Genomic DNA, 12,124 nt, shown 5'->3' with positions numbered 1-12,124 from the left:
GTTTATGTGGTTTATGCGGATCTTCTGTATGTTTTGATTCTGGCTCTTCCATGATTTCAAAGATTAAGTAAATGTTTGAATTTATGTTTGTTATAACAGGTATTGTTCCCGAAATGTTTTATCACAACAAAGCTTTATCTTTGCAGCAGATGACCGGAAATAAGGCTAAATACAGCAAACTCATTAAGGATGAAGCCCTCAGACTCGGCTTTATAGCTTGCGGTATTGCCAAAGCTGAGTTTCTGGAAGAGGAAGCCCCAAGGCTGGAAAAATGGCTGAACAGCAGTTTTCATGGTGAAATGGCCTATATGGAAAATCATTTTGACAAAAGGCTGGACCCAAGACTGCTGGTAGACAGCGCCAGGTCGGTCATCTCACTCACCTTAAATTATTTTCCGGGAGAACAGCAAACTGACCCTGATGCACCCAAAATCTCCAAATACGCATACGGAACGGATTATCACCTGGTGATCAAGGACAAGTTGTTCGAGTTGCTCCGGTTTATTTCTGAACAGATCGGCGAAATAAGCGGCCGTGCTTTCGTTGATTCTGCGCCGGTTTTGGACCGTGCATGGGCCCGCAGATCAGGAATCGGATGGATTGGTAAAAACAGCAACCTGATTAGTAAAAAAAGTGGTTCCTTTTTCTTTTTGGCTGAGCTTATTGTAGATCTTGAGCTGGAATATGACAGTCCGTTTGAAGCAGACCATTGCGGGACTTGCACCCGTTGTATTGATGCCTGTCCTACCGAAGCCATTTTATCCCCTTTTATCATTGATGCCAAAAAATGCATTTCCTACCTGACCATAGAACTGCGGGAAGAGATCCCGGACAATTTCAACGATAAGATGGATAACTGGATGTTTGGCTGTGACATTTGCCAGGACGTCTGTCCGTGGAATAAGTTTTCGGCACCCCATTCAGAACCGCAGTTTCAACCCAGTGAAAACCTGCTCAATATGAAACGTGCAGATTGGCTGGACATTACAGAAGATGTTTTCAAAACGCTGTTTAAAAACTCTGCCGTAAAACGGACCAAGTTCAAGGGGCTGACCAGGAATATAGATTTTATCAAAAAGGTCTGAACAACTAACTACTTTCCGAACTTCATTTTCAGCTGTTCCAGCATATCATTGGTCACGGCAGCCGCAGGTTTATCTTTTTTAGGCTGCTGCTGAGATATGGGATTACTTTGAGGTTTGGCCGGAGTCTGCTGTGGACGCTGCTGCTGGGCTTGCTGCTGTTTCTCCAGTCTCGCCTGTTCTTTCTTTTTGTTAAAGCGATCCCAGATCTCTGTCAGCTTCTTTTTGGTGAACAGCGGGAAATCGCCCTGCAGCATCCAGGAATAATAGCTCGGCTCTATACTGAATACCTGTTCTACCGTTTTGCCTTTGTGCTTGCCAAAATTAAAGGTTTCCTCATCGTTTTCATTGTAAACCATCCTGCCGGCAAAGTCAACAGTCTTATTCATATTGGTAAACGTATGCAGTGCATCTACATTATTTTGTACCGGTTTTGAAATATTGCCCTGCTTGTCTTCATAATCGGCGTCTTTATACTTGTCGAGCTGCGCAAGCAAAACCTGGTAGGTAGCTACGATATCAGCCTCAGCCGAGTGTGCATTGACGATGTCTTTGTCGCAGTAAAATTTATAGGCAGCACGCAGGGTGCGCTGCTCCATTTGATGAAAGATATTCTGTACATCTACAAATTTGCGGTCAGACATGTCAAAGTCTACTCCTGCCCTCAGAAATTCTTCCAGCAAAACCGGGATGTCAAAACGGTTTGAGTTGTAACCGGCCAGGTCTGCATCTCCAATAAAGTCTGCAATTTCCTGGGCTACCGTCCTAAATGTCGGCTGATCGGCAATATCCTTATCGTAAATCCCATGGATCAGTGAGGAATGCAATGGAATAGGCATCTCAGGATTGATCCTTAAAGTTTTTATGATTTCGGTACCATCTGGCATGGCTTTCAGTATTGCAATTTCCACGATCCGATCTGAGCCAACATTGACTCCAGTGGTCTCTAAATCAAAAAAAGCAAGGGGACGGTTTAAATTTAATTTCATCTCTAACATTTTGTAGCTGTCCAAAAGTCGTAAAAATCATCCGTTAAATCACTAACTTTATTTAACAATGTCTGCGCTTTGTTTCGCCATTCACAGATATTTCTTTATTATTTCAGTTACGAGGTTTATCTTGCATTTCTAAATAATTGCTCTTATATGAAACACGCTTACCTGTTGGTATTTTTTCTCCTTGCGCTAACCGCATCATCCGGCGCGCAGGATTTTGATTATGGTAAAATCACCGGAAGTGATTTTGAATTGAAAAACACGGTTTTGGACAGCAATGCCAATGCTATGGTGATCAGAGAGTTTGGAACTTCAAGTATGCAGCTGAATGATGCAACCCGTGGTCTATGTATTTATTTCAGGTATCATGTGAAGCTCAAAATCTTTAATAAAAATGGTTTTGGAAGCGGCAATATCGTTATTCCGCGAAGCGTATACAGAGATGGTGAGGATGAAGTATCTGAACTTATCGCAACGACGACTAATTTAGTGAACGGAAGACCGGTAAAGTATGAGCTGGACAAAAAAAGTGTGTTCGATGAAAAGAAGAACAAATATTACGCACTGACTAAATTTACCATGCCGAATTTAACAGAGGGCAGTATTGTGGAGTATAGTTATTCTTTGAAACAGCCGAGCATCTTTAATTTCAGAGGCTGGAATTTTCAGTCTGACATTCCCAAGCTTTATAGCGAATATGTGGCCAATATTCCTGCGCTTTATAACTACAACGCGTCTTTACGGGGCTTTAAAAAACTAACGTCCAGTAAATCGGTGGTCAAGAGGGAATGCCTCAGAATTCAGGGCGGTCCTTATGATTGTTCACAAATGACTTACATCATGAAAGATATTCCTGCTTTTATTGAGGAAGATTATATGACCGCGGCAAGTAATTTCAAATCGGCCATCTATTATGAGCTTTCTGACTATTATATGGTCAATGGCGGAAAAAAAGCCGTGACGAAAACCTGGAAGGATGTAGATTACGAACTGCTGAGTGACAAGTCTTTCGGGGACCAGATGAAGCGAAAGGATGTTTTCAAAGATCTGCTGCCGGGAATACTTAAAGATGCTTCAGATTCTCTGGGTAAAGCACAGGCAATATATACTTACATCGCTAAAAACATTAAACCCAGCAATGAATGGGGTATATTCGGCGAATCTAATATCAAAAAGGCGCTGGAAGTACACTCTGGTAGCTTGAAGGACATCAACCTGTCGCTGATTGCCTGCCTGAGCGCGGCAGGACTGGATGCCGAAGCACTGATCCTCTCTACCCGCAACAATGGCACCGTGAACAATTTATATCCTGTACTCTCGGATTTTAATTATGTTGTAGCCAAATTGAACATCGGTGAGCAGAGTTATTTGCTGGACGCCTCGCAGCCCCGCCTGCCTTTCGGGTTGTTGCCGCTCCACTGTATCAATGGCAATGGAAGGGCGATCCCTTTTAAAAAACCTTCGTATTGGTACGACATAAAGGCCAGTCAGAAAGATTTTACTATGTACGCTCTTGATGCAGAAATTACTCCTGAAGGAAAGATAAAGGGCAGACTGACAACCACTTCATCCGGATATGCCGGACTGGTTAAACGTGAACGGATATCCCAGGCAAATTCTGTCGATGAATTTGTGGAAAAACTGGATGAGCAAATGCCTGCGATTAGTATTTTGAAACACCACATTGCAAATGTGGACAGCATAGAGGAATCGCTGGTGGAAGTATACGAGATCGAGATGAAAGCTTTTGACAATATGAACCTGGATCAGTTGTTCTTTAGCCCTTTCTTTATCGACAGGATCAGCAAGAATCCCTTTAACCTGAATGAAAGAACATATCCTGTTGATCTCGGCTCATTAAAAGAAGTACGGATTATGGCGGCAATAAAACTGCCGGAAAATTTTACGGTAGCCGACAAGCCAAAGGATTTTACGATGGCCCTGACAAACAACGGGGGAAGATATCAGTTTAAAAGCGTACAGGAAGGAAGAACATTGTCATATAATCAACTGTTCCAGCTCAGTAAACCGATATATGGGCCCGAAGAATATCTTGGTCTGAAAGAATTTTACAGCCGGATCATACAGCTGCAAAAAACAGATGTGGTCATCAAAAAAACAAAGTAAATCATGCTGAAAAAATTAGCTCTTCTGATGTTCCTGCTACCCGCTTTGAATGCTTTTCCCCAGGGACAGATCGATTACAATACTGAAAATATCCCATCGGACTTAAAAAACAGGGCATCGGCTGTGATCCGGAACATGGAGACCACGGTGGATATGCGCAGTCCTGAAAATGTGACGCTAACTGTTAAAAAGGCGGTTACTATATTAAACAAGAATGGCAGTAATAGAGCTGCCCTGGCTTTATATTATAATAAAAGTACAGCCATAAAAAGCATAAAAGGCATTATTCTGAACGCGTTCGGAATGCCCCAGGGAAAATTTTCCCAAAACGATTTTGCAGATGAGAGCGCGGTCAGTGACTATTCGTTGTTTGAAGATGACCGTTTGAAACGCTATGCGCCCAATGTGTCCAGCTATCCGTATACTGTAGTGTATGAATATGAGATCCGCTTTAAACAGAACCTGATCATTCCGGACTGGTACGCAAATCCGTATGCGGATGTTGCGGTAGAAAAAAGCAGCTATACTTTCATTTGTAAACCCGAAGATCAGGTCAGGATTAAAGCATACAATTTCAAAGGAAGTCCTGAGGAAAGCAGATCCGAGAAGGGCCTGAGCCGGACATGGAAGGTCAGCAACATTTCTGCCTTTAAATATGAACCCTACGCACCTGACCCGGACAGCTACCTCAGCTATGTAAAGGTCGCTGCCACGCAATTCAGCTATTATGGCCATAAAGGCAATTACAAAAACTGGGGAGAACTCGGTAAATGGGTATATGATGACCTGCTGAAAAGCCAGCAAACCCTTGCGCCGGCCACAGTGGAGGAAGTAAAAAACCTGGTAAAAGACATCGAAAGTGAAAAAGACAAAGTAAGAAAGATCTACGAGTATGTACAAAAGAAAACAAGATACATCAGCGTACAGGTAGGTATTGGCGGTTTTCAGCCTTTTCCCGCAATGGATGTTCAACGTCTTTCTTACGGAGACTGCAAGGCTTTGGTCAACTACACGCAAAGTCTGCTAAAGGCAGCGGGGATTGCCAGTGATTATTGTGTGGTAAATGCAGGCAATTTAAGGGTTGGAATGGATCCGGATTTTGCGAGCATGGACCAGGGTAATCATATCATTTTATGTGTCCCTTTAAAAACTGACACGATATGGCTGGAATGCACCAGTCAGGACACTCCTTTTGGCTATCTGGGTACTTTTACAGATGGCAGAACAGTACTAGCCTGTACAGAAAGCGGGGGGAAATTATTAAGGACACCAGCGCTGAGTACTGCTGTCAACTTGCTTGAGCGCAAAGCGGTACTGACCCTGGATGCCGATGGCAACATCACCGGCAAGCTGCAGACTGATCTTCGAGGCTCTCAATATGACAATTACAATGACCTGGTGCATGAGCCATATTCTGAACAATTGAAACTGCTTAAAAAAGAGTATGACATCGACAATATAGATTTTAACAATTTCAAGCTCGCGCAAAAAAAGGATGACCACCCGGTCACCACTGAAACACTCGAACTTAACATACCAAATTATGCGCCTAAGACCAATAACAGGGTCTACCTGATCCCTAATGTTTTTAACAAGGCTTCCATTATCCCTGAAGTAAGAAACAGGACATTGCCGGTCTATATCAACCGGGGATATACAGATGTGGATGAAGTCATTTACAACTTGCCTCAAAAGTATGCAATAGAAGCAAAACCCGACAATAGAGTCATTACTTCTGCTTTCGGAAGCTACAGCTTTAGTGTGAAACAGGAAGGCGATAAGCTGATCTGCAACCGCAGACTTGTCCTGAACAATGGGATTTATCCGCCTGAAAAATATGCTGAGCTGATGAGATTTTTCAGCGATGTAAACGGCTATGACAACAGCAAGATCATATTAAAGGCTAACTGAGAATCATGATCCCAAGGGCGATGCCTATAATCATGATGAGGTACATCAGGATCTCCGTTGTAGCAAAGCCTTTGTATTTAGTCCAGAAGGAATCCTGTTCAGGTGTTTTCATAATTAGTTTTTAAAGGAACCGGCTTTGACCAGGGTCCGTTGATAAGCTGGCAGGCTGAGATCATCCACGATCACTCCTCTTGTAGTTGAGGCATGAACAAAATAATTGTCATTCAGGTAAATACCGACATGGTCTACCGTTCCGCCTCCGAATGAGAAGAAAAGCAGGTCACCCTCTTTCAGCTGAGCGACATTTTTTTCCCTGATCACTTCGGCCTGGTCCCTCGACCTGCGCGGCAGGGCATTCCCATAAATATCTTTCTGAAGCAGCAAAGCAAAGCCGGAACAATCGATCCCGGATTTATCCAGACCGCCCAGGCGGTATTTTACTCCTGTCCAGTCTGTAATAAAAGAATATAGTTTTTTACTTTTTAAATGCGCCATGGCGTCAGCGATCTTTGCCGCCTTGGGGTTTGGTTTTACTGCTGCTTTTCTGGAGCCGCATGCGGATGCAAGCATGATCAATAAGACCATTGAGCAGGTAATGACGCCCTTGTATGTTTTTAATGCCTTCATGCCTTCATATTTGCTATTGTTTGATGATCCTTTGTATTTCATCCAGTTTCAGCAATGCTTCAACCGGGGTCAGTATATTCACATCCAGGTTATTGATCGAATCCCTGATCTTGACCAGTACCGGGTCCTCAACTGCAAACATCTGGAGCTGATAGGCCTGGTTCTGTACTTTCTTAATGCTGTCTTTGATGCTTTGCCCTTCAGTACGGTCTATTTCCAGCTTTTTTAAGATCTCGTTGGCACGGTTGATCAGCTTAGGCGGCATACCGGCCATCTTGGCCACATGGATACCGAAACTGTGCTCGCTGCCACCCGGAACCAGCTTGCGCAGGAAGATCACCTTATTGGCCATTTCTTTAATGGACACATTAAAATTCTTGATCCTGCTCATCGTATTGGCCAGTTCGTTCAGCTCATGGTAATGTGTTGCAAAAAGGGTTTTAGGCCTGGCTGAAGGGTGGGTATGTAAAAATTCGGCAATCGCCCAGGCAATAGAGATCCCATCGTAAGTACTTGTTCCCCGTCCGATCTCATCGAGCAGGATCAGGCTGTTGTCCGAAATGTTGTTGAGTATGCTCGCCGTTTCGTTCATCTCTACCATAAAGGTACTCTCTCCGGATGAAAGGTTATCGGAAGCCCCTACCCTGGTAAAGATCTTATCTACCAGACCGATGCTCGCCGATTTAGCCGGCACAAAACAGCCCATTTGGGCCATGAGTACAATCAGCCCCGTCTGCCTCAATATAGCCGATTTACCGGACATATTGGGGCCGGTGATGATGATGACCTGCTGGGTATCATTGTCCAGGAACACATCGTTGGTGATGTATTCCTCACCTGCCGGTAACCGCTTTTCAATGACCGGATGACGGCCGCCTTTGATGTCGAGTACTTTTTTGTTGTTGACCTCCGGCCTCACGTAATGGTTATTGATGGCCAGTTGTGCAAAACACAGCAAAACATCGAGCTGTGCAATTAGAAAAGCATTCAGCTGGATTTGCTTGATGTAAGCAGCTACCTGGTACATCAGTTCATTGTATAGGCGGACCTCTATCTGCTGGATTTTCTCCTCAGCACCCAGGATCTGTTCTTCATATTCCTTTAGTTCGGGCGTGATGTAACGCTCGGCATTGACCAGTGTCTGTTTCCTGATCCAATCTGCAGGGACTTTGTCCTTGTGGGTATGGGTCACTTCCAGGTAGTATCCAAATACGTTATTGAAGGCTACTTTGAGTGAGGGTATGCCGGTACTGGCTGCTTCTCTCTTCTGGATCTCCACCAGGTAGTCTTTCCCGCCGAAGGCGATCTTGCGCAGTCTGTCCAGGTCTTCATCTATCCCGTCGGCAATCACGTTTCCTTTGATCAGCAAGGCCGGTGGGTCCTGCTGCAGCTCTCTTTCGAGTTTTTCCCTTATCGTCAGGCAAGGATTCAGCTGATCGGCAAGAATGGACAGAAATGGGTTTTTAGCTTCTTCAGCAAGCTTCTTTACTGCCTCAATGTGGTAAAGTGCTTTTTTGAGCTGGCAGAGCTCGCGCGGGCCAACTCTTTGCAGGCCCACCTTGGAGATCAGCCGCTCGAGGTCACCGATCTGTTTGATGTTATTGAGAAATTCCTGTAATAAACTGTCTTTTTTCACCAGGAACTCCACCATTCCCAACCGTTCTTCAATGGGCTTCAGTTCCTTTAGGGGCATGATGATCCATTTGTGGAGCAGACGGGCACCCATTGGGGTCGAGGTCTGATCTAATATTTCAAAAAGCGTGACCGCATTGTCATTAGCTGTGGTAATCAGTTCCAGGTTTCTGATGGTAAAACGGTCGAGCCACACGTATTTGTCCTGTTCCAGCCGGGAAATAGAAGAAATGTGCTTGAGGTTGCGGTGTTCGGTTTCATTTAAATAATGAAGTACCACCCCTGCGGCTATAATGCCTGCAGACAGTTTATCTACGCCAAAACCCTTCATGGAACTGACCTCGAAGTGCTTGGTCAGGATCTCTGTAGTATAATCGGATGTAAAAGCCCAGTCATCCAGGTGAAAAGTATAGAAGCGGTCTCCAAAAAACTCCAGGAACTCTTTTCTTTTACTCTTTTGAAATACAACCTCGGTTGGTTTAAAGCCCTGCAACAATTTGTCTATGTATTCGGCATCACCCTGTGCAACTAAAAATTCTCCGGTAGAAATATCCGCAAAGGACACACCTAAGGTATTCTTATCAAAATAAACCGCGGCCAGATAGTTATTGGATTTCTGGCTCAGAATGTTGTCGCTATAGGCTACACCCGGAGTTACCAGTTCAGTCACACCACGTTTGACTATCGTTTTGGTGGCTTTGGGATCTTCAAGCTGATCGCAGATGGCTACCCGCTGACCTGCCCTTACCAGTTTAGAAAGATAATTGTCCAGTGAATGGTGGGGAAAGCCGGCGAGTTCGAGCGCGCCGCCGTTAGGACCGGTTCCTCTTCTGGTTAGCACAATGCCCAATATCTGAGATGTCTTTACTGCATCTTCACCAAATGTTTCATAAAAATCGCCTACTCTGAAAAGTAACAATGCACCGGGATACTTTGCCTTAATGGCATTGTACTGCTGCATTAATGGTGTTTCTTTGGTATTGTCTTTAGCCAAAATGATTCTGTTTACAAAATCATAAAGATACTGATTGATGCGAAGGCTTTATGATTTGTTGAAAATTTAAAAAATGTGAATAGGTTTATCAGCTGCTGCTGAGTGAATTAAAGTCTGGCAATGTAAGACAAAAATAAATCCAGCGCCTCACGTTTTTTGTCTGTGAGCTCAAAGTCCAGTTTATTCAGCAGATAGTCTTCAAGATCAAAATCAGGATTTGGAGGAAGTTCGTTTAATAAAGTCCTGCGGTTGTCCAGCCCTGACCTCAGGGCCTCATTGAAACCGGTTATAAAGCTTTCAGGAATAATTTTGTTGGCCACCCATGCTGCATACACAAAGGGTAGGCCGGTAAAATTCATCCATTCCTGCCCCATATCATATGCAAAGGCATATTGGACTTTTTTCCCAAATGTCCGGTCGCCGATCAGCACAATGGCATCAGTTACGGCATCGGGGTCTGTGATAAACTCAACTTCCCTCTTCCAGTAAAACTTTAACAATACCCTGGCCAGGTTATTGGATGTACGTGACTGGCTGTCCAGTTTTAGGGTCCTGATCTGATCAGCAGGCACACTGCTGAATATGAATACAGAATTTACCGCGCCAACAGATCCGATACAATAATCAGCGACAATACTGGCGTTGGGTACCTGCGGTATCTCGGCCACGGGAATCAGGCCTATATCTACCTTACCGCTGATGAGTTTGGAAGCACAATCAGCCGGCATGTCTAAACTTAAATCTATTTGACCGGCAATCGGGGAATGTTCAATACCGTAAATAAAAGGCTTGGTATTGGTATAAGAAACGGCAGAGATCTTTATCTTATTCAAAGGGAACTGTTTAAATGATCAGTATCGTTAAAATCTGTTATGATAAACTGGTCACCGGTCAGCTCCAGTTTATATAAAGTGGTATTCTGGTGGGGAAAATCCCCCATTTCAGATAAGGGCTTATTCATCAGCAGGCACAACAAAAGACGCATCGCACGACCGTGCATGCAAATCAGCACCAGTTTTTCTTCAGTTTTAGACTTGATCACCTCCATCGCTTCCTTTTGTCTCAGCTGCACCATGTTCGGGCTTTCACCACCTTCAAAATGTGCATCATAGTCACCATCCTGCCATTTTTCCATGATACTTTTAAATGCGGCTATGGCATTCTCATCATTCGGTTTGCCTTCCCATTCACCCCAGGCCAGCTCATCAAGGCCGGGCAATTGTTCCCATGGAATACCGGCGTCTATGAAGCCTTTAACGGTTTGGTGGGTCCGCACCAGGTTGGAAGTATAGATCTTTTGAAAGGGGATATCCTTGTATTTGTTGTAGAAGGCAGCGGCCTGTGCCCTGCCGGTATCGTTGAGGTCGCTGTTTACGCCTCTTCCCTGTACTATTCCGAGTCTGTTTAATTCTGTTTCACCATGTCTGATGATATATAGTTCTTTATCCATTAATTGATTACGGGCAGCTTATAAAATTGTGGTTTCACTTCATTTTCAAAAACAACATCTGTATAATCGGTTACCACATTGTACAGGGTATCTCTTTCTATAGGTTTGCGTTTTACCTGTTTGATCAGGTCGACCAGGTCCTGAGTGCTCATCGCAGGAGTCTGCTCCTCTGCACCAGCCATGGAGTAAATCCTGGTGGTATCATCGAGCGTACCGTCAATGTCATCCACTCCAAAATTTAAGGAAAGCTGCGCAGTCTGCCTGCTGATCATCGCCCAGTACGCTTTGATGTGGTCAAAATTGTCCATATAGATACGGGCTATGGCGTAATTTCTCAGGTCTTCAATCACAGAAACTTCAGGCACATTGCTCATCTGATTGTGCTGGTTCCTGAACTTAAGCGGAATAAAGGTCTGAAAGCCTCCGGTTTTGTCCTGCAGCTGACGAAGTCTTTCCATATGGTCTACCCTATGTTCAAATTTCTCTATGTGTCCGTAAAGCATGGTTGCATTGGAACGCATACCCAATTTATGCCATTCTTCATGAATTGCGAGCCACTGTTCGGCTGTACACTTATCTTTTGCGATCTGCTCCCTGATCTCCGGATGAAAGATCTCAGCTCCCCCTCCTGGTATAGATTCCAGTCCGGCTTCCTTCATCAGCTTCATGCCAGCTGCATAGTCGATCTTTGCCTTTTTAAATATGTAATGGTATTCCACCGGGGTCAGGGCCTTTACATGAAGTTCAGGACGATGTTTTTTTATGGCAGTGAACAGGGCGGAATAAAAGGCCACGTCATACTGGGGCAATACGCCGCCAACAATGTGCACTTCTGTTACCGGTTCGCCGTCATACTTTTTCACTAGGTCAAGCATTTCTTCCATACTCAGCGCCCAGCCTTCTTCCTTTTGCTTGATCAGACGGGAATATGAACAGAATTTACAATCGTAAACACACAAATTAGTGGGTTCCAGATGGAAATTACGGTTGAAGTAAGTATAGTCACCGTGTTTTAGTTCTCTGATGAAGTTGGCCAGCACCCCCAGATATCCGAGTTCAGCATGTTGATACAGATAAACCCCTTCATCGAAGGTTATTCTTTCCCTGTTTTGTACTTTTAGCGCAATAGCTCTGTGTGTTTCCGGTAAATCGGGGTCATTCAGGATCAGCGCCAGTTTTAAAGAAGTATACATCTATAAAATATAATAGACAAAAGTACGATAAAATTAGCCATTATTGGCTGTCAGCGTTATGTAAAAGAGCTCAGGAAACACTCAATAACTCGGCCATTGGCAGTTCCCTGGCA

9 protein-coding genes are annotated in these 12,124 nt (G+C 44.2%); 3 read left to right on the top strand and 6 right to left on the bottom strand.

Annotated elements, in window-relative coordinates; translation table 11 throughout:
- The first annotated feature begins 149 nt into the window (after positions 1 to 149).
- Positions 150 to 1,085 carry a tRNA epoxyqueuosine(34) reductase QueG gene (gene queG, locus VK541_RS25290; RefSeq protein WP_324373434.1) on the top strand — a complete coding sequence of 312 codons (936 nt, stop codon included), beginning with the start codon at positions 150 to 152 and terminating at the stop codon, positions 1,083 to 1,085.
- A gap of 8 nt (positions 1,086 to 1,093) precedes the next feature.
- Here the strand turns inward: queG and VK541_RS25285 are convergent, their stop codons facing one another.
- Positions 1,094 to 2,071 (bottom strand): exonuclease domain-containing protein, encoded by a 978-nt coding sequence (locus VK541_RS25285; RefSeq protein ID WP_324373432.1) that lies wholly within the window; start codon positions 2,069 to 2,071, stop codon positions 1,094 to 1,096.
- Between the two features lie 156 nt (positions 2,072 to 2,227).
- Here VK541_RS25285 and VK541_RS25280 point away from each other — a divergent pair, with 156 nt between their 5' ends.
- Together VK541_RS25280 and VK541_RS25275 are read left to right on the top strand one after the other, a co-directional pair.
- Positions 2,228 to 4,204 (top strand): DUF3857 domain-containing protein, encoded by a 1,977-nt coding sequence (locus VK541_RS25280; RefSeq protein ID WP_324373429.1) that lies wholly within the window; start codon positions 2,228 to 2,230, stop codon positions 4,202 to 4,204.
- A gap of 3 nt (positions 4,205 to 4,207) precedes the next feature.
- Positions 4,208 to 6,115 (top strand): DUF3857 domain-containing protein, encoded by a 1,908-nt coding sequence (locus tag VK541_RS25275; protein ID WP_324373428.1) that lies wholly within the window; start codon positions 4,208 to 4,210, stop codon positions 6,113 to 6,115.
- A 114-nt stretch (positions 6,116 to 6,229) separates the two neighbouring features.
- On the opposite strand, the gene VK541_RS25270 is transcribed toward VK541_RS25275, so the two are convergent.
- The 5 genes from VK541_RS25270 to mqnE all read right to left on the bottom strand — a co-directional run bounded on the left by VK541_RS25270 (position 6,230) and on the right by mqnE (position 12,011).
- Entirely contained in the window at positions 6,230 to 6,742 is a 513-nt protein-coding gene (locus tag VK541_RS25270; RefSeq protein ID WP_324373427.1) for a C40 family peptidase, read from the bottom strand.
- Between the two features lie 13 nt (positions 6,743 to 6,755).
- On the bottom strand, positions 6,756 to 9,368 hold the full coding sequence (gene mutS / locus VK541_RS25265; RefSeq protein WP_324373425.1) for a DNA mismatch repair protein MutS: 2,613 nt from the start codon (positions 9,366 to 9,368) through the stop codon (positions 6,756 to 6,758).
- A 107-nt stretch (positions 9,369 to 9,475) separates the two neighbouring features.
- Positions 9,476 to 10,201, bottom strand: coding sequence for a menaquinone biosynthesis protein (locus VK541_RS25260; RefSeq protein WP_324373424.1), 726 nt, complete (start codon positions 10,199 to 10,201; stop codon positions 9,476 to 9,478).
- Positions 10,198 to 10,818: a histidine phosphatase family protein gene (locus VK541_RS25255; RefSeq protein WP_324373423.1), complete on the bottom strand. Its 621-nt coding sequence runs from the start codon at positions 10,816 to 10,818 to the stop codon at positions 10,198 to 10,200. The genes VK541_RS25260 and VK541_RS25255 overlap by 4 nt, the downstream gene beginning before the upstream one ends.
- Positions 10,818 to 12,011 carry an aminofutalosine synthase MqnE gene (gene mqnE, locus VK541_RS25250; RefSeq protein ID WP_324373422.1) on the bottom strand — a complete coding sequence of 398 codons (1,194 nt, stop codon included), beginning with the start codon at positions 12,009 to 12,011 and terminating at the stop codon, positions 10,818 to 10,820. The genes VK541_RS25255 and mqnE overlap by 1 nt, the downstream gene beginning before the upstream one ends.
- Positions 12,012 to 12,124 lie beyond the last annotated feature (113 nt).

It is taken from the genome of Pedobacter sp., assembly GCF_035317785.1.
Taxonomy (GTDB): Bacteria; Bacteroidota; Bacteroidia; order Sphingobacteriales; family Sphingobacteriaceae; genus Pedobacter.
This window is presented reverse-complemented; position numbering and strand designations above follow the sequence as displayed.